Genomic DNA, 18,300 nt, shown 5'->3' on the forward strand with positions numbered 1-18,300 from the left:
TTCTATCTCTAGTAAAGTTATCAGCCTCCTTGTTCTTCGTTCTAATCAACCTAGCTGATACCCTCCCTTTCATTTGATTATTTGAATCATAACACATAGATTTAGTATTGTAAAGATTCTGTTAATTTTAATATTCTATAATTTGCAAAGGACTATTCTGCTTCATTGATAAATCCGGTTTTTTCGTTTACGATTATACTAAAGAAAAGAGGTGTACGGATTGGATAAACCACAAAATAGCGGCCATGTTGAAGGCTTAAAAACAAGACTTCATCAATTCCTTGAAACACTTGATACGATTGAACCAGAAACAGCAGACCTTAAGGAAATTGATCAGCTCATAGGCTTGTTGGACGACCTGGAAGAACAGATGGAAAAGATTAAATCAGACAAATAACAGTTGCGCTATAAGGGGGAAACGAGAATGTACATAGAACAGATTGAGAAAAGCATGTATAATCTCATTTGCGAAACATCAACAAATCTACCTAAAGACGTAAGAAGGAAAATCCTCGCGGCGAAAGAAGCCGAAGACGCAGGTACTCGTGCCGCAATGAGCCTTGATACAATTACAAAAAATATCAATATGGCTGACGAGAAAATGTCTCCAATCTGCCAAGACACCGGCATGCCTACATTCAAAATTAAAACACCAGTCGGGGTAAATCAAATCGAGATTAAAGCTGCTATCAAGCGTGCAATCGTCCAAGCTACAAAAGACACTAAACTCCGCCCGAACTCAGTGGACTCATTAACTGGCGACAATAGCGGAGATAACTTAGGTACCGGCGTCCCTGTCATGAAATTTGACCAATGGGAACAAAACCATATCGAAGTGAAACTGATTCTAAAAGGCGGCGGCTGTGAAAATAAGAATATTCAATATAGTCTTCCCGCAGAAATCGAAGGACTCGGACGCGCTGGACGCGACCTCGATGGAATCCGCAAATGTATTTTACACTCCGTGTATCAAGCCCAAGGGCAGGGTTGCTCTGCAGGTTTCATCGGTGTTGGAATCGGTGGCGACCGCACATCAGGCTATGAACTTGCGAAAGACCAGCTTTTCCGCGCTGTCGATGACTTGAATCCCAATCCGGAACTTTCAGAACTTGAAGATTATGTTTTGGAAAAAGCAAACAAACTTGGTATCGGAACAATGGGATTCGGAGGCGAAGTGACTCTTCTAGGTTGCAAAATCGGCGTTATGCACCGTATCCCTGCAAGCTTCTATGTTTCCGTAGCGTATAACTGCTGGGCATACCGTCGCATGGCCGTAGATATCGATGTTGAATCTGGTGAAATTACAAACTGGCATTATGATGAAGGTGAAAAAATAGCTTTCTTGCAAGATGAAGACAGTCAAAAAGACGTTAAACAATCTTCGCGTACCGTCGAACTTACTGCTCCCATCTCTGAAGAACAAATCCGCGATTTGAATGTCGGTGATGTCGTCAAAATTAGTGGAATGATGTATACAGGCCGCGATGCTATTCATAAATATTTATCAGAAAATGATTCCCCCATTGATCTTAATGGACAAATCATCTACCATTGCGGCCCAGTCGTCATGAAAAACGATGACGGCAGTTATGAAATTAAAGCTGCTGGGCCAACGACTTCCATTCGTGAGGAACCCTATCAAGGTGACATTATGAAGAAGTTTGGTATTCGAGCTGTAATTGGAAAAGGCGGGATGGGACCAAAAACGCTAGCTGCTCTAGCTGAACACGGCGGTGTCTATTTGAACGCGATAGGCGGCGCAGCACAATATTATGCCGACTGCATCAAAGCCGTTGAAGGTGTCGACCTTCTTCAGTTTGGTATTCCTGAAGCTATGTGGCATCTACGCGTCAAAGACTTTACGGCAGTTGTCACGATGGACTCACACGGTAATAGTTTACATGCCGATGTCGACAAGTCTTCTCTTGAAAAACTGAGTCAGTTCAAAGAGAGCGTGTACAACTAACCTATTAAGGCACCTTTTTTCGGAGAAATTTTCCGGGACAAGGTGCTTTTTTAATGACTACACTAGCGGAACTGATCGATTCTAAACAACCCCTCGCTACCACTTACAATTTTATCCACCCCTCGCCATTCCAAAACTTTCACTGTTGAATCAAAATAGTTTCCCTTACCTCAACATGGTGCTATAATCTTATTAATAATAATTACAATATGATAATGAATATAATATGATACATAAAGTCGTTCCTAATTCGTAGGGAACGACTTTCATAATTTAATCAGTTATTTGAAATTGAATATCATTCTCAATTAGGAGGTAATTTACATGGTTGTTCTCGATAATAGACAACTTAACAAATCTAAAGATTGGCTTGTTCATCTTGAATTGGTCGCCGCTATTCTATCAGGCGTAGTCATAATTGCCGCTTGGTCTAGTGGCAAGTATGGTGTTGAAACGATTACCGTTCCTCTATATATCATTGCTTTTTTGATAGGAGGGTTTGCAAAAGCCAAAGAGGGAATCGAAGAAACAATTAAAAACAGAGAATTGAATGTGGAAATGCTAATGGTTTTCGCAGCAATTGGTTCCGCAATAATTGGCTACTGGGCAGAAGGTGCAATCCTAATTTTCATCTTTGCACTCAGTGGAGCACTTGAAACCTACACTATGAATAAAAGCCACAAGGAAATTTCATCACTAATGGAACTCCAACCTGAAGAGGCATGGCTTATTCAAAAAGATGGATCTAACATCAAAGTACCTATCGCCTCACTTAAGGTCGGCTCAATTCTTCTTGTAAAACCTGGGGAACGGATTCCCGTCGACGGAATCATCACGCATGGTAGCTCTTCCATCGATATGTCCGCCATTAACGGGGAATCCATTCCTGTTAATAAAAAAGAGGACGACGAACTATTTGCCGGTACTGTCAATTTGAACGGTACCATACAGATGAAAATGATAAAGTCGAGTTCTGAAACTCTTTTCCAAAAAATCATTACACTTGTTCAAAATGCACAAAGTCAGAAATCACCTTCCCAACAATTTATCGAACAGTTTGAAGGTACTTACGTAAAGATTGTATTAATTATGGTTCTAATTATGATGTTCCTACCGCACTATATACTTGGCTGGGATTGGACGACCACGATATACCGAGCGATTGTCTTACTAGTCGTCGCCTCTCCATGTGCGCTTGTTGCCTCAATTATGCCAGCCACGCTTGCAGCTATCTCTAACGGAGCTAGGCTTGGCTTATTATTCAAGGGTGGTGTCCATCTCGAACATCTAGGGTCGCTAAAAATGATTGCTTTCGACAAAACAGGTACATTAACGAACGGTAAACCGATTGTTACAGATTTTTTTGTACGAGACGATGCAACTAGAATAGAAACACTCAAGCTCCTTGCAAGCATAGAGTCCCAATCTAATCATCCACTAGCAGTCGCGATTACAAATTTCGCTATTGCTGAAGGAATCACCATAGATAGCAATCTACAAATAGAAGACATACCAGGTCATGGTATTCGTGCATTCATTGGAACACGGGAAATACTAATAGGAAACCCCCGTTTTGTCGGGAAAGATTTGGCGGAAGCATTTCATCAAGGGATTGCGGAAACGCTCGCAGATGAAGGCAAAACAGTTATTTTCATGAAAGACGATAAAGGCGTTGTCGCGGCTGCTGCAATGAGAGACACTTTACGATCTGAGGCCATTGAAGCTATCCAACAGTTAAAGCAAGCAGGTATTGTGACAATCATGCTGACTGGGGATAACGAAAAAACAGCTGCGTTTATCGCGAAAGAAGCTGGTCTCGATTCATATGTCGCAGAATGTTTACCTGAAATGAAAGTTAAACATTTAAAACGACTACTCGCCGAACATAAAAATGTCGGAATGGTCGGCGATGGTATTAATGATGCACCAGCACTTGCTACTGCGACTTCAGGCATTGCAATGGGCGGAGGAACCGATGTCGCGCTAGAAACAGCTGATATTGTCCTAATGCAAAATGACTTGAGGCGTATTTCCTTTGCTATTAAACTTTCTCGAAAAATGCAACGGATTGTAAAACAGAATATTTTCTTCTCTATTTCCGTCATAGTGGTACTCATCATTTCAAACTTCCTGCAAGCTGTTGACCTGCCACTCGGCGTCATCGGCCATGAAGGCAGTACAATTCTTGTCATATTAAATGGGTTAAGGATGTTAAATCGAATTGAATGAGCTGACTAGCCACTAAAACCCTTTAGATGAATACCAAAAAGCAATGCGTCATTGTTACATGACTGCATTGCTTTTTTCTTTTGCACGTTTTGCTTGGCCTCTCTCTGACATAACCGCATTAAGCTGTCCGCCAAGCATTAGAATAATTGCTGAGATGTAAAGCCACATCATTAAAACAATAATCGCTCCAATACTTCCATATGTACTCGAGTAATTTGCGAAGTTACTAACGTAGTACGAGAATGCAAGTGATGTTAGAATCCAACCGACCGTTGCAAAGAGTGACCCTGGAAGCACGCTTTTAAAGCGAACCTTCAAGTCAGGAACTAGCCAATAGACTAGGGAAAATACAAAGAATATAAGAATTGGCGGGATTATCCAACGTAAACTTCCCCACAAGATTAGGAAACCTTTCTCCAGACCTAAGTAAGAGAATACGAGCATACCAATCTGCTGACCAAACACTGGCAAAATCAGTGCCACAATGAGTACAGCGATGAGCATAACTGTAAATACGACCGACATTCCGCGTGCCACTATGAATGATCGTGATTCTTCAGTAAAATAAGACCGATTTAATGCTTTTGTAAGGGCGTTCATTCCCTTAGAAGCCGACCATATTGTCGCGAGTACACCAATTGACAATAAACCACCGTTTCTATTTTCTAATATATCGCTGAGTGTATCTTCAATCAGCATGGCAACACTCGCTGGCGCGTAATCTCTAATCATTAAGAATATTTCAGCCTGATCGAGATTTAAAAAAGGAAGCAATGTCATAATAAAAATCAGTAGTGGAAATAAAGACAAAAGGAAAAAGAAGGCGAGTTGCGAGCCTAAACCCGTAACATCGACTTTCTTTATCCGGACAAGCAGTTCCTTTAAAAAACCGTTCGTTGTCGTAACGTCAAATTCCTCAAGGCCTCCTCCTTTTACATCCTCAAAGAATTTCATAACCGCGGAGTCCGCCAAAAAGCCATCCGATTTCTTTTTTCTATTCCCGGACTCTGCTAGTGGAATAGGTGCAGGAGTTGAACGCTCATTCCGCTTCACGCTTTCGTCACTCCTTTCTATACCAGTTACTTTTTTATTTCATTATTATTTTGCGGTGGAACTTGACTGACAAGCGATTTAATTTCCTCTTTCGACTCAACAAACGCATCTTTTGTATCCATAACGAGATCTTTCACTTGCGGAGTTAGTGTTTTTAACTCTTCGACCTGTTCTTTTATATATGTAGCATCACCTGAAAGTTGTTCGAAGACAGATTGATACTTTTCTTGCTGTTCTTTTAATTTCCATTTTAGCACATCGGTATTTTTTGAATAAAACTTCATTTGCGTCATTAGGTTATTTGAATTTCTGACAACTTGATTTCGCGTACCCCTGTCGAACATACTGATAATCGCACCCGTAAGTGCACCCAATACAATAAATTTTCTAAACTTACTAGTTCCCATTACAAACCCTCCAATTCAGACTCTTTCACATAATCAATTATACCCTCAGAGGAGTAATAACAAACTTTAAATACGATTTATAAAAATAAAGCTTGACGAAAGAGGAGAATTTTCGGAATATTGACTATAGAGACAATAAATTAAAACTTCGAGAGGGCGTGAGGCTACTTCTGAATAAAATGCTTGGGGTAAAAAAAGTTAAATTAGGAATACTGGGGGTAATGGGATGGATGGACTAACAGCTTTTTTGGATAAGGCAAGCGGATTTATTTGGGGACCGCCTTTACTTATCCTTCTCGTCGGAACAGGTATCTTTTTAACGGTAAGACTAGGACTTATACAAGTACGTATGTTACCTTATGCTTTAAAACTTGTTTTTACTAGAAATCAGGATAAAAAATCAGAAGGTGATATCACTCACTTCCAGGCACTAATGACCGCAATGGCCGCGACAGTTGGTGTCGGTAATATTGTCGGAGTTGCAACAGCAGTTTACTTTGGGGGTCCAGGTGCAGTTTTCTGGATGTGGATGGCTGGATTCTTCGGGATGGCTACAAAGTATGGTGAAGCAATCCTAGCGGTTAAATACCGCGTCAAGGATGCGAATGGTCAAATGGCGGGCGGACCGATGTACTATTTAGAACATGGTCTGAAAATGAAATGGCTAGGTGTTTTGTTCGCTATTTTTGGCGCGATTGCAGCGTTCGGTATAGGGAATGGAGTTCAGTCTAAGGCGGTTGCCGATGTCGTGAACTCGACCTTTAATATCCCCCACTGGATTACAGGACTTGTACTTTTAGTCCTCGGTGGAATGGTCATCATTGGTGGAATTCAAACAATCGGGAAAGTTACATCTTTCTTCGTTCCCATCATGGCTGGATTCTATTTAATTGCAGGTTTGATTGTTATGATTTTGAACTTCAACCTCATTCCAGGCGCTTTTGCAACCATATTCTCATATGCGTTCACAGGAGAGGCTGCTGTTGGGGGTGCAATCGGAGCAGCTATTCGTTTCGGGGTCGCACGTGGCCTTTTCTCCAACGAAGCTGGTCTCGGATCAGCTCCGATTGCTGCTGCAGCAGCTAGAACAGACTTGCCGGGACGCCAAGCACTCGTTTCTATGACGCAAGTATTATTTGATACACTTGTCATCTGTTCAGTTACGGGCGTTACCATCGTCATGTCAGGTATGTGGAAGGACAAGAGTATTGAAGCAGGTGCTCTTACAGCAGCGGCATTCGGCGAATTCCTTGGTGGAGCAGGTCCGATTGTCGTTGCAATTGGATTGATATTCTTTGCAACATCAACAATTTTCGGCTGGGCATACTACGGAGAGAAATGTTTCCAATACTTATTCCCGAATCCGAAGGTTCTAATTTACTACCGTCTCGTATTTATCGCAATCATCTTCGTAGGTGCAACAGCGACTCTTGATGCTGTTTGGTTATTCGCCGACGTAATGAATGGACTAATGGCAATACCGAACTTAATTGGGCTTCTCGGGTTGTCCGGAGTCATTGTCTTTGAAACAAAACGTTTCAATGCAAAACTCAAAGAAGAAAGAGCAGAAGAAGCGGCAGCAAAGCGAGGTAAATCTTCTGCCATTTGACAGTCTGGGAGAATAATGAAATGATGAGTCCAAAGTATATTGAAAGGTGGACGAAACTATGGATTTATCAAACCCAACTCCAGAAAACGTTTCTTATATGATTGACAAGATTACAGAAAAACTTCGTATGGTCAATGTTGACGCTATGAAAGCTGAAAACTTCAGCACTTCTAAATATGAAGACTTGCACTATATGTACGAAATGGTTATGAAACGTGCTACTATCACACCAAATGAAATGCAAGCAATTGCAGCAGAACTTGGCACATTAAGAGGTTAATAAAAAAAAGATTCGCCTGATCTATAGATCAGGCGAATCTTTTTTTAATTTTCATTCAAACGCAGTTCCATCTTTTAAGACCAGCGGCTGTATTAATACTTCAACCCGTCGATTTTTACTTCTTCCCAGCGCTGTTTCATTTGATTCGATTGGTTGGAACTCCCCGTAGCCTTTAGCACTGAATAACAATGGGTTAATTTCACCGTTATTCACAATACTCTTCAAGAAATTCACCGCACGCATGACGCTTAGTTCCCAATTTGATTCATACTGTGTATTTTGAATCGGTATATTATCAGTATGACCTGTCACAATGATTTGACGCGGTGGATCAAAAACGAGCAAGTTCGCAATATCATCTGCAATTCCAATATACTCTTTTTCTATATCAGCATTTCCCGGTGTGAAAAGGATGCTATCCCTAATCGTTACAAGCAACCCTTCATCAGCCAGTTTTGTTTCAAATTGGTTCTCCAATTCATTCACTGCAATATATTCATCCACTCTATCCTGAATTTCTCCTAGGGATTTCTGGTCTTCTATAAATGATGAGTTCTCTTCATTCTTGCTATTGGAGTCCTTGGGTATTGGAACTGGTGAGGGAGCCGAATTATCCATCAAACCCTGTCCACCGTCAAATACTTGACTGAACACCGCGGACATTTGATTGAGCTTTTCTTCATCAACCGTACTCGATGCAAATAACACAATAAAAAGTGCGAGAAGAAGAGTCATAAGGTCTGAGTATGGCAATAGCCAGGACTCATCTATGTGGGGTTCATCCTTTTTCCTCTTACGTCTCTTCGACAAAGCCACCCGCCTCCTTGTTGTCGTCGTTGTTTTTAACAGCTAATTTCCTGCGCTCTTCTGCAGACAAATAAGAAGATAGTTTCTGCTCGATAACACGTGGAGCTTCCCCTTCAAGAACTGAAAGTACTCCTTCAATCATCATTTTCTTCTGCCTAACCTCTTCATGCGATTTACGTCTCAATTTATTTGCAAATGGATGCCAAAGCACGTAACCCGTAAATATACCCAGCAACGTCGCTATGAACGCTGCCGAAATCGCGTGTCCAAGCGCGTCAATATCGTTCAAATTACTAAGGGCAGCAATAAGACCCACCACCGCTCCCAGCACGCCAAGCGTAGGTGCGTACGTTCCTGCCTGGGAGAATATTTGCGCTCCCGCAGAATGTCTATCTTCCATCGCTTCTACCTCTTCGCTCAAGACATCACGGATATAATCTGCGTTTTGTCCATCAATTGCAAGACTTAATCCATTTTTTAAAAACGGATCATTAATGTCGTCGGTTTTTGCTTCAAGTGATAATAACCCTTCACGCCGTGCAATATCTGCCCAGCCTGAAAACATACGGATTATGTCAGAATCAGAGGCCAGTTTCTGTTCCTTAAAAAGGATACCGAACAATTTTGGAACACGCTTTAACTCGTTCATAGGAAATGCAATTACAACTGCTGCCAATGTCCCTACAATGATTATCAATATAGCTGCCATATTAAATAAGTTTTCTATCGGGACACCTTTCATCGACATTCCTACAAGTAGTGCTACAAACCCTAGTACAAGCCCTAGTACTGTTGACAAATCCATAGTTGACCCTCCAAATATTCCATTCTTCTTCTTATTTCGGCATCTTTAGTCTTTTCTTTAGAAGTGTGCAAGTAATAAATATATGAGATTTATCTTCCTGTAACCTTTTCGTTGCAGGTTTTGTCTGTAAATTGATACTATGTAGAAGATAAGGAAAGGAGTCATTACACATGACCACATTTAACAAACAACTATCACGATACGCGGACCTCGCAGTTCAAGTCGGAGTCAATATTCAGCCTAATCAGTACCTTTATATCAGTGCTTCTACAGAAACAGCGGAATTTGTTCGACTTGTAACTGAAGCCGCTTACGATGCAGGTGCACGTCAAGTATTTGTAGATTGGTCAGATGATATAATCACTCGACTGCGTTATGAAAAAGCACCCACTGATTCTTTTGCGGAATTCCCTGAGTGGAAAGTTTTGGAACGTGAACAACTCGCAGAAAAAGGCGCTGCGTTCATGAGCATCATTTCGCAAAGCCCTGACTTATTAAAAGGTATAGAGTCATCGCGCATAGGCGATTTCCAAAAAGCTACTGGACAAGCACTCGACAAATATCGTCAATATGTTCAATCCGACAAAATCAGCTGGACTGTAATTGCCGCTCCTTCAAAAGCATGGGCCTCAAAAGTATTCCCCGAACTTTCTGAAGAAGAGCAGGTCCCAGCGCTATGGACAGCCATTTTTAAAGCAGTACGTACAGACAAGGAAGATCCGATACAAGAGTGGATTACCCACGATACTAACTTACATGCCAAAGTTGACTATCTGAATGGTAAGCGTTTCCGAAAACTCCATTACAAATCTTCCGGCACGGACTTGTTAGTTGAATTACCTGAAGGCCACTTGTGGTGCGGAGCGGGTAGTGTCAATGAAAAAGGTCATACTTTCATGGCGAATATGCCAACAGAAGAAGTATTCACTGTTCCTTTAAAAACAAGTGTTAATGGTTATGTATCTAGCACAAAGCCATTAAGCTACGGCGGAAACATTATCGATAACTTTAAAATCACATTTAAAGATGGACGTGTAACAGCTGTTACAGCTAAGCAAGGTGAAGAAGTATTACAACGCTTGATCGATACCGATGAAGGCGCGAAACATCTAGGTGAAGTGGCACTCGTCCCTCATGCATCACCGATTTCGCAATCAGGTTTACTCTTCTATAATACACTGTTCGACGAAAATGCATCAAACCACTTTGCTCTTGGCAGTGCATATGCATTTTGTATCGAGGGAGGCAAAACGATGTCACGTGAAGATCTCGAAAAAAATGGCTTAAACCAAAGCATTACACATGTCGACTTCATGATTGGTTCCAACGAGATGGATATTGATGGGATTTTTGATGACGGAACAAGTGAAGCTGTGTTCCGTAAAGGCAACTGGGCTTTCTAAAAAACGTCACAATTACTAAAAACATTTAATGAACCCCTTAAATTAAATGGGTTTTTACTGTATACTAAGGACAGTATCAAATTATCAGTCTAGAGAGGGGTCATATATATGGGCTTAATGTTCACTACAGTTATCGGTTTTGCAGTCGTCATGGCAATAGCAGCATTGTTTACAATGCACTATCTTTCTACGTCTATGATATCCGCTGATTCTACAACAATTGATCCAAAACCAGAAACGAAGTTCTAAGAGTTGCCAGTCGGCAACTCTTTTCTTTTTACATATTTTCATCTATACTAAATAAAACCTAATAGAAATGGGAGAATACAATGACAATACTATCGGAAATAATTAGTTATAATGAAACGTTTGTAAATGAAAAGCAATACGAACAATACGCAACAACCAAATTCCCCGACAAACGAATTGTAATACTAACATGCATGGATACGAGATTAACTGAATTGTTGCCTAAAGCAATGAACTTGAAAAATGGCGATGCCAAAATTATTAAAAGCGCCGGAGCAGTTGTCACCCACCCTTTCGGCGGTATTATGAGGAGCCTCCTTGTAGCAGTTTATAATTTGCACGCGGATGAGGTTTACATTGTTGGCCATCATGATTGCGGAATGAGTGCAGTCGATACAACTAATATCATGGATAAAATGGTCGACCGTGGTATTGATAAAAACATATTTAACACCCTTAGATATTCTGGCGTTGATATGGAAGAGTGGCTACACGGTTTTGGAGATGTGACCGAAAGTGTTAAGATGAGTGTCGATGCTGTTCGGAACCACCCCCTTATGGATAAAAAGGTTGCCATACATGGACTTGTTGTCCATCCTGACACCGGGAAACTTGACATCATTGTAGATGGTTATAATTTCCACGCGGAATAATAAAAATCTCGACCTATTTCCCGGGAAATAGACAAAAGCCGATTCCTATTTCACAGGAATCGGCTTCTTATTTTAGAAGTAAGTTTCCGCAAAGCGGTCTTACCCTTTCAAAAGTCATTTTCAATTATTGCGTAGATATAATGATCTTCCCAGACACCATTGATGTAAAGAAGTTTACGCAGTAAACCTTCCTGATAGTACCCGGACCTCTCTAGCACTTTTATCGATCCGCTATTGCGCGGCGATACATATGCTTCGACCCGATGCAATGCAACTTTTTCGATAGCAAAAGCAGTGACTAGTCGAACAGCCTCTGTGCCTATCCCTCTGCCTGTTGAATATTCATCAATCGAATATCCTACAAAACCACTGGAGAAAGGAAGTCTTTTAATACCATAAAGCGAGATATGTCCAATCAGTTGACTCGTTGTCGAATTAAAGATGCCGAAGTTGTATTCTCTACGGTCCCTCATCTGATAAATCGCCTCTCTGATTTTATCCCTTTGAGCAGCAACAGTAAAATAACTGCTTTCGTGCCGCGGTTCAAAAATGGACCAGTATTCTCTATTAGCTGTAAGTAACTCTGTAAATATAAAAGCATCATCTTCAGTCAATATCCGTAAGTAACAGGTTTGCCCTTCAAGCAAAATCAATTCATATTCACCCTTTTACCGAAGTAAGTTCCAAGAACTCCTCAACATCTTTAATACACAATGTTACACCTTTTTCCCAAAATGCTTGTTTTGAAATATCTTCTCCTAGATGTTTCATCGCAAGATCTTCAACACTCATAATTGCAGTATCCTGTAAAAGCGCTATATATTTCTGTTCAAATCCTTCTCCAACTTCCAGAGCTTTTGCATAAATGCTCAAGGAGAACAAATAACCAAACGTATACGGAAAATTGTAGAACTGTACTCCTGTAATATAGAAATGGAGTTTCGATGCCCAGAAATGTGGGTGTACCGTATCAAGGGCATCTCCATAAGCTTCTTTCTGCGCTTCTACCATTAAGTCATTCAACCTTGCGGCAGGAACATTTCCATTTTTCCGTTCTTCATAGAACCTTGTTTCAAAGAGGAATCTAGAATGGATATTCATAAAGAATGCAACGCTTCGCTGAATTTTATCTTCTAACAAAGCGATCTTTTCATCTTTAGTTTCAGCCGCTTTAACTGCAGCATCCGCAACAATCATTTCCGCAAATGTTGAAGCCGTTTCGGCCACTCCCATTGCATACTGTCGATTCATCCAATGGACAGGACGCAACGCATAAGAATGGAATGCATGACCAAGTTCATGTGCAAGCGTCGCAACATTCGACATTGTTCCACTATAAGTCATAAAGATACGTGATTGCTCTGACATCGGCATACCTGTACAGAATCCACCCGGTCGTTTATTTGGTCGGTCTTCCGCCTCTATCCAACTCTCTTCAAACGCAATTCGTGAGAATGATTCAAGTTCCGGACCGAATTCGCCAAAGTGTTTTAATATGAATTCTGCTCCTTCCTGATAGGTCATCTTCTTTGTAGATGTTGTAACCGGTGCATCCATGTCATACCAGTTCATCTTATCAGTACCTAGCATTCTCGCTTTGGCGTTCAAGTATTCCACGAAAGGTGCTTTATTTTCGCCAATTGCTCCCCACATTGCATCCAGCGTCTCTTCACTCATTCGATTGCGGAGCAGGGGTTCTTTCAATACGGAATCCCAGCCGCGTTTCTTGTATACTTCCAGTCTAAATCCTGCAATATGATTTAAGGCAGATGCAAAGAAGTCTTCTTTTCCTTGCCATGCTGCTTCCAATGCTTCAAATGATTGTTTTCGTATGGATGCATCTGCATGTGAACTTAGATTATTCGCCTGCCCAACAGAAAGTTCTTTTTCTTCTCCGTCAAGTTCAATTTTTATCTTAATATCACCGACCAACATATCGTACAATTGTCCCCACCCATGATAACCATCTACACTCAAAGAAGTGATAATACTTTCTTCTTCTTCGGACAATTTCAATTCCACTTCTTTGCGCCATTCATTCAGTACGAATGCAAATTCTTTTAATTCATCTGATACCATAAGCCCATTCCATGTATCTTCATCAGCTTTAGCAAGTGTTTGTTGAATGATAAGCCAGACTGTTGAGAAGCGTGCCCCTAGTGAAGCCGTTTCCCCTTGCAGTTGCAATGCTTTTTTATCAGTCGTGTCAGCCGCGAGGAAACAGCCAATGACAGCGCCTGCCTGCGACATATTAAGTGCTGCGTCAACCAGTGATTCAATAAGATTTGCAACGGCTTGTGAATCGGTTGCAGACTGGGGAACTGGAAATTTTGAAGCTGTTTCTTCTAACGAACTGATTTTCTCCTTTACACCATCTAAGTGTGTCCGCAATTCGTTTGATTCACTTCCACCTTTGAAGAAAACGTCAAGATCCCAGACTTCCGAATATTTTTTAAGCGCCATATTAATTCCCCCTTCACTTCATTCTAAATCTTCTAAAAACACCATTTAATTATAACATGAATCTTCGGTATGCGAAATTATGCAATTGTGACGGAAGGTTCATACTTTCCTTCGCAGGGTACAGCTTTCCTCTGTATACTATTCAGTAGGGGGATTTAAATATGTTTAGAATACTACTCATGGTACTTTCACTCATTGCAGTTATTGTTGTCAACGCAACTGCAAATATATTACCTATCAATGGAAAAACAACTGGTGAAATCTCAAATAGTTTACCGGTATTATTTACACCAGCTGATTATGTCTTTTCAATATGGGCAGTTATATATATGCTAATGGCTTTCTGGTTATATGGCTTCATACGGAATAAGGCAAACGTTGAACATGCATTGTTCAACCGTAGAGCAGTTTTTTTTGTAATCAGCTGTCTTTTTAATATCGCTTGGATTCTACTTTGGCATTTCGGTTATTTTGAATGGACGATTGTTATCATATTAGGACTTCTGTTAGCGCTATTGTCCATTTATTTTACCTACTCCAAAAAAGATAATTCCTTTTTCGGTAGGGTTCCAATTGCAGTCTATCTTGGATGGACTTTTGTCGCAGCAATTACAAATATCAGTTATGTCCTTACTTTGCATGAGTGGAGTGGATTGGGATTAAGTACCCCATTATGGACCGTCATTTACTTGACCATTGCTACTGCAATTGCTCTTCATTACCTATACTATTATGCAGATATTTCTCTAGCTCTCGTCTTTGTTTGGGCATTTATCGGTATCGCTGTAAAAAATGGTGTAAATGAGTTATTTGTTACTACCGCAGCTCTGTTTCTTGCAGCCGCCATTATCGGCCTCCTGGTCATCAAAAGAAAATCGTTTGCAACCAAATAAGAAACCGCCATTCTTCCATAAGGAAGGACGGCGGTTTCTTATTTAGGCTCAAGTAGCCGGGGTGCTGTAGTAAATAATATGGACGCAACGATTGCCGTCAATATAATTGCAGGGATCATATAGGAAGCGTTATAAACAAGAGAATATAACCAGACAGGCTGTCCTTCAGGCGCATAGGAAGCAAAGAAAACAATTCCACCGATGAAGTGAATCAGGTATCGTAGAAGCCCCCCTATGATTGTCCCAACGACGATTGCGGCAACCACTGAACCATTCTTACCTTTTGTTTTACTACTTAACAGCCAGGCTAGTGTTACGCCTGCCAAACCCACAACGGCATAAGCCACGAAATAATCGAGCGCCGCCTGAACAGGGTTTAATACATAGCCCCCTGTTACCAACTGCAGCAGTCCACTTACAAAACCTGTGAGCATACCGCCTGCAATTCCCCAGCGGAATGCCATAACAACTACCGGTAGCATTGACAACGTAACCGATCCGCCTTGAGGCATTGAAAATCCGATTTTATCTAGAACAAAAGAAATTGCTCCTAAAATAGCAACCTCAAGTAATAATTGAAGCCTTTTCCTATCCATCTCAAACTCTCCTCCTACCTAGTTGTAGCGCAGGATGTGGGCATAAAAAAAGACATCCCGGATAGAATGGGACATCAAATATGTCAGTTTCCATCCACATTCCTACGCAAGAATAATCTTACAGGTTCTAAGGGTCAGAACTTCATGTCCAATCTCAGCCAAAACAGGCACCCCTTGTGGTTAAAGTTATTCAAATGTCTATTTCATTGTATAGGAGGGTAATCCTATAAGCAAGATGATTAACAGACATAGTGATTTTCCTATATAGTAAAAGTTGAACGGAGGAATCTACATGACAAACAGTAAACTATTAGCTGCTCTATGCTATTTTAGTGTCTTCTTCTCCCCTTTGCTTCTTCCCGTCATTGTTTATTTGGTTACAGATGATCGAGAAGTGAAATCCCATGCAAAACGTTCCTTAGTTTCACACCTTGTTCCTGTCATCCTCCTTATTGCTACAATTGTCATATTTTCTTTTTCAATGTTTTCCTTTACGGAAAGTATCAATGGAATGCCGAGCACAAACTTCGGATTTTGGCAACTTACGCCATTCTTATTCATGCTTATCTATGGACTACTGCTTATGGCCATTCTAGTATGGAATGTTTTTCAAGGTGTTAAGGTATTGAGATGAATGTTTACTAAACCTCTATTTCGGGAAAATGATAAATATATGCTTTTACTAGGAGTGATTATTTATGAAGATTGGAAAACTTTTGAAAACCGCTATGAAATTTGCGCCCATTATCTACCCGATTGTGAAAAAAGCCATGTCAAGCAAAAAAACAACAGGTACAATAAAACCGAGAAGATAATAAGATGGTCTACAAACATTTTTATGGTTTGTAGACTTTTTTGTTCCGTTCATTATGATATAGTATGATATAGAAAAGAATGCACGGTAGAAAGGACTTGGAAATAATGATTGCAAAAACGGTAGAGGAAATTGAAGCTTTAAAAAAAATCGGCAAAATTGTAGCCGAAATCAGAGACGTGATGAAAGAAGCGACAATCCCCGGTAAAACAACAAAAGAAATTGATGACATAGGCGGACGTCTCTTCAAAGAGAAAGGCGCAATTTCAGGACCGATTGCAGAATATGACTTCCCTGGAAATACATGCATTAGCGTCAACAGTGAAGTTGCGCATGGCATGCCAGGTTCCCGCGTTATAGAAGATGGAGATCTCGTTAACATCGATGTCTCCGGTTCATATAATGGATACTTCGCTGATACTGGTATTTCTTTTGTCGTCGGTACGCCTGATGAAAAGAAACAGCAGCTATGTGATGTAGCTAAAAGTGCATTTGAGCGTGCAATGACGAAGGTCAAAGCCGGTTCCAGTTTAAATCAAATTGGAAAAGCGGTTGAACGCGAAGCAAAAGAACACGGCTTGAAGGTCATCAAGAACTTGACTGGCCACGGCATCGGGAAAGCATTGCACGAAGAACCATCCCACGTGCTCAACTATTATGATGCTTGGGATAAGACACTTCTGAAAGAAGGAATGGTTCTAGCGGTTGAGCCCTTTATCTCTGAAAAAGCAGAGCATATCATCGAGTCTGGGGATGGATGGACCTTCATCACACCTGACAAGTCGCTCGTTGCACAAATCGAGCATACGATTATCGTTACAAAAGGTGAACCAATTATACTGACACAACTCTAATAACAAAAAAGGGCTGTTCCCCGTCAATCCAATGTAGTTGGGTTGACGGGGACAGCCTTTTTTTCATTTCTTTTTGGGAAGTCCAATAGTTTTCGAATTACCTTCTGCAAGGTGGCCTTTATACCATACTTTTTGAACCGTTTTAATACCTTTTGTCAGCTTGCGGTAATCACGTTCTTCCGCATATGATAATAGCGTCAATACTTCTCCATCTCCGCCTGCACGTCCTGTTCTACCAGAGCGGTGCAAGTACTGTTCAACTGTGTGAGGCACATCTACATGGATAACATGCGTCAACCCATCGATGTCCAGTCCTCGTGCAGCCAAATCTGTTGCTATTAAAATCTGTAATTCACCTTTACGGAAACTTTCCAATGTTTGCTGTCTCTCAAATTTTGTCATTTCTGAATGAAGGACTGCTATTGGTGCTTCGTTATACTTGAGCTTCATTTCTTTCATGCGAAGCTGATCCACATTGTTAATAAATGCAAGAGCACGAATTCCCTTCAAATAAGAAATTCCACGCAATACATCCGTTTTGTCCCGTGCATCTGTCTTAACAAATGAATGGACGACGGTACCTGACTTCGGCATTTCTTCCGGGCCAACTTGGATGCGAATTGGATTATTCATAAACTTGCTAGCAACAATTTCAATTTCATCTGTTATTGTTGCAGATACGGCAACAACTTGTCTTTCCGGATTTGCCGCCTCAATCATACTTTTAACGATAACGCGATGATCACGCGCTAGCAGCTGGTCGCCTTCATCGAGTACGATGTGACGGATATCGTGCATCTTTAATTTTTTCACTTTAATGAGTTCAGCCAAACGACCGGGTGTTCCAACAACGATTGTCGGTTTTTTCTTCAACTGTTCAATCTGACGCTGCATATTAGCCCCGCCAATTAATTGTGTCACAGTAATACCTGTCCCTGTCACCCATTCTCTGATAACGTTGACGATTTGCATCGACAGCTCCTGAGAAGGTGTAATAATCAATGCCTGTGTCTGTTTTTTATCGCCATCGACCAATTGTAGAAGCGGTAGTACAAATGCAAGTGTCTTACCCGAACCAGTCGGTGATTCTGCCACGATATCTTTGCCTGCAATCATTTCTGGAATCATTTTTTCCTGGATAGGCATTTCATATTCAAATTTCCATTTTTCTTTGATCATATCGTCAAAATTCTCTAAGAAGGACATCATTATCCCTACT

Annotated in this window: 20 protein-coding genes and 1 riboswitch; of the genes, 12 read left to right on the top strand and 8 right to left on the bottom strand. The window is 40.9% G+C overall.

Annotated elements, in window-relative coordinates; genetic code table 11:
• Positions 1-220: 220 nt before the first annotated feature.
• From AC1TO6_RS17925 to AC1TO6_RS17935, 3 genes are all read left to right on the top strand, one after another.
• Positions 221-397, top strand: coding sequence for an SE1561 family protein (locus tag AC1TO6_RS17925; protein ID WP_482102992.1), 177 nt, complete (start codon positions 221-223; stop codon positions 395-397).
• Between the two features lie 27 nt (positions 398-424).
• Entirely contained in the window at positions 425-1,966 is a 1,542-nt protein-coding gene (locus tag AC1TO6_RS17930) for a fumarate hydratase (RefSeq protein ID WP_482102993.1), read from the top strand.
• Between the two features lie 324 nt (positions 1,967-2,290).
• A complete protein-coding gene (locus AC1TO6_RS17935) occupies positions 2,291-4,195 on the top strand; it encodes a heavy metal translocating P-type ATPase (RefSeq protein WP_482102994.1) in 1,905 nt (634 codons plus the stop codon).
• 54 nt (positions 4,196-4,249) lie between these two features.
• Here the strand turns inward: AC1TO6_RS17935 and AC1TO6_RS17940 are convergent, their stop codons facing one another.
• Both AC1TO6_RS17940 and AC1TO6_RS17945 read right to left on the bottom strand, forming a co-directional pair.
• Entirely contained in the window at positions 4,250-5,248 is a 999-nt protein-coding gene (locus AC1TO6_RS17940; RefSeq protein ID WP_482102995.1) for a YihY/virulence factor BrkB family protein, read from the bottom strand.
• A 26-nt stretch (positions 5,249-5,274) separates the two neighbouring features.
• A complete protein-coding gene (locus AC1TO6_RS17945; protein WP_482102996.1) occupies positions 5,275-5,655 on the bottom strand; it encodes a YtxH domain-containing protein in 381 nt (126 codons plus the stop codon).
• Positions 5,656-5,881: 226 nt separating this feature from the next.
• Between AC1TO6_RS17945 and AC1TO6_RS17950 the strand changes: the two genes are divergently transcribed.
• Both AC1TO6_RS17950 and AC1TO6_RS17955 read left to right on the top strand, forming a co-directional pair.
• Positions 5,882-7,264 carry an alanine/glycine:cation symporter family protein gene (locus AC1TO6_RS17950; protein WP_482102997.1) on the top strand — a complete coding sequence of 461 codons (1,383 nt, stop codon included), beginning with the start codon at positions 5,882-5,884 and terminating at the stop codon, positions 7,262-7,264.
• 58 nt (positions 7,265-7,322) lie between these two features.
• Positions 7,323-7,544 (top strand): DUF1128 domain-containing protein, encoded by a 222-nt coding sequence (locus tag AC1TO6_RS17955; RefSeq protein WP_482102998.1) that lies wholly within the window; start codon positions 7,323-7,325, stop codon positions 7,542-7,544.
• Between the two features lie 51 nt (positions 7,545-7,595).
• Here the strand turns inward: AC1TO6_RS17955 and motB are convergent, their stop codons facing one another.
• The gene (gene motB / locus AC1TO6_RS17960; protein WP_482102999.1) at positions 7,596-8,354 is read right to left on the bottom strand and encodes a flagellar motor protein MotB; all 759 of its coding nucleotides are present in this window, start codon (positions 8,352-8,354) and stop codon (positions 7,596-7,598) included.
• Entirely contained in the window at positions 8,338-9,156 is an 819-nt protein-coding gene (gene motA / locus AC1TO6_RS17965) for a flagellar motor stator protein MotA (RefSeq protein WP_482103000.1), read from the bottom strand. The genes motB and motA overlap by 17 nt, the downstream gene beginning before the upstream one ends.
• Before the next feature lie 170 nt (positions 9,157-9,326).
• Here motA and AC1TO6_RS17970 point away from each other — a divergent pair, with 170 nt between their 5' ends.
• The 3 genes from AC1TO6_RS17970 to AC1TO6_RS17980 all read left to right on the top strand — a co-directional run bounded on the left by AC1TO6_RS17970 (position 9,327) and on the right by AC1TO6_RS17980 (position 11,461).
• Positions 9,327-10,559: an aminopeptidase gene (locus AC1TO6_RS17970; protein ID WP_482103001.1), complete on the top strand. Its 1,233-nt coding sequence runs from the start codon at positions 9,327-9,329 to the stop codon at positions 10,557-10,559.
• Between the two features lie 108 nt (positions 10,560-10,667).
• Entirely contained in the window at positions 10,668-10,808 is a 141-nt protein-coding gene (locus tag AC1TO6_RS17975; RefSeq protein WP_482103002.1) for a hypothetical protein, read from the top strand.
• Positions 10,809-10,888: 80 nt separating this feature from the next.
• Positions 10,889-11,461 carry a beta-class carbonic anhydrase gene (locus AC1TO6_RS17980; protein WP_482103003.1) on the top strand — a complete coding sequence of 191 codons (573 nt, stop codon included), beginning with the start codon at positions 10,889-10,891 and terminating at the stop codon, positions 11,459-11,461.
• Between the two features lie 107 nt (positions 11,462-11,568).
• Here the strand turns inward: AC1TO6_RS17980 and AC1TO6_RS17985 are convergent, their stop codons facing one another.
• Both AC1TO6_RS17985 and AC1TO6_RS17990 read right to left on the bottom strand, forming a co-directional pair.
• On the bottom strand, positions 11,569-12,114 hold the full coding sequence (locus AC1TO6_RS17985) for a GNAT family N-acetyltransferase (protein WP_482103004.1): 546 nt from the start codon (positions 12,112-12,114) through the stop codon (positions 11,569-11,571).
• A gap of 7 nt (positions 12,115-12,121) precedes the next feature.
• Positions 12,122-13,924, bottom strand: a complete 1,803-nt coding sequence (locus tag AC1TO6_RS17990) for a M3 family oligoendopeptidase (RefSeq protein WP_482103005.1) — start codon at positions 13,922-13,924, stop codon at positions 12,122-12,124.
• Positions 13,925-14,085: 161 nt separating this feature from the next.
• Here AC1TO6_RS17990 and AC1TO6_RS17995 point away from each other — a divergent pair, with 161 nt between their 5' ends.
• Positions 14,086-14,817 (top strand): tryptophan-rich sensory protein, encoded by a 732-nt coding sequence (locus AC1TO6_RS17995; protein WP_482103006.1) that lies wholly within the window; start codon positions 14,086-14,088, stop codon positions 14,815-14,817.
• A 38-nt stretch (positions 14,818-14,855) separates the two neighbouring features.
• Here the strand turns inward: AC1TO6_RS17995 and thiT are convergent, their stop codons facing one another.
• Positions 14,856-15,413, bottom strand: coding sequence for an energy-coupled thiamine transporter ThiT (gene thiT, locus AC1TO6_RS18000; RefSeq protein WP_482103007.1), 558 nt, complete (start codon positions 15,411-15,413; stop codon positions 14,856-14,858).
• Positions 15,414-15,495: 82 nt separating this feature from the next.
• Positions 15,496-15,598, bottom strand: a riboswitch (TPP riboswitch).
• 107 nt (positions 15,599-15,705) lie between these two features.
• Between thiT and AC1TO6_RS18005 the strand changes: the two genes are divergently transcribed.
• The 3 genes from AC1TO6_RS18005 to map all read left to right on the top strand — a co-directional run bounded on the left by AC1TO6_RS18005 (position 15,706) and on the right by map (position 17,081).
• Complete coding sequence (locus AC1TO6_RS18005; RefSeq protein ID WP_482103008.1) at positions 15,706-16,047, top strand: magnetosome magnetite crystal formation protein family; 342 nt, start codon at positions 15,706-15,708, stop codon at positions 16,045-16,047.
• Between the two features lie 64 nt (positions 16,048-16,111).
• On the top strand, positions 16,112-16,228 hold the full coding sequence (locus AC1TO6_RS18010) for a hypothetical protein (protein WP_482103009.1): 117 nt from the start codon (positions 16,112-16,114) through the stop codon (positions 16,226-16,228).
• A gap of 106 nt (positions 16,229-16,334) precedes the next feature.
• A complete protein-coding gene (map, locus tag AC1TO6_RS18015) occupies positions 16,335-17,081 on the top strand; it encodes a type I methionyl aminopeptidase (RefSeq protein WP_482103010.1) in 747 nt (248 codons plus the stop codon).
• A gap of 63 nt (positions 17,082-17,144) precedes the next feature.
• On the opposite strand, the gene AC1TO6_RS18020 is transcribed toward map, so the two are convergent.
• Positions 17,145-18,287: a DEAD/DEAH box helicase gene (locus tag AC1TO6_RS18020; protein WP_482103011.1), complete on the bottom strand. Its 1,143-nt coding sequence runs from the start codon at positions 18,285-18,287 to the stop codon at positions 17,145-17,147.
• Positions 18,288-18,300 lie beyond the last annotated feature (13 nt).

It is taken from the genome of Sporosarcina sp. Y352 (assembly GCF_056786535.1).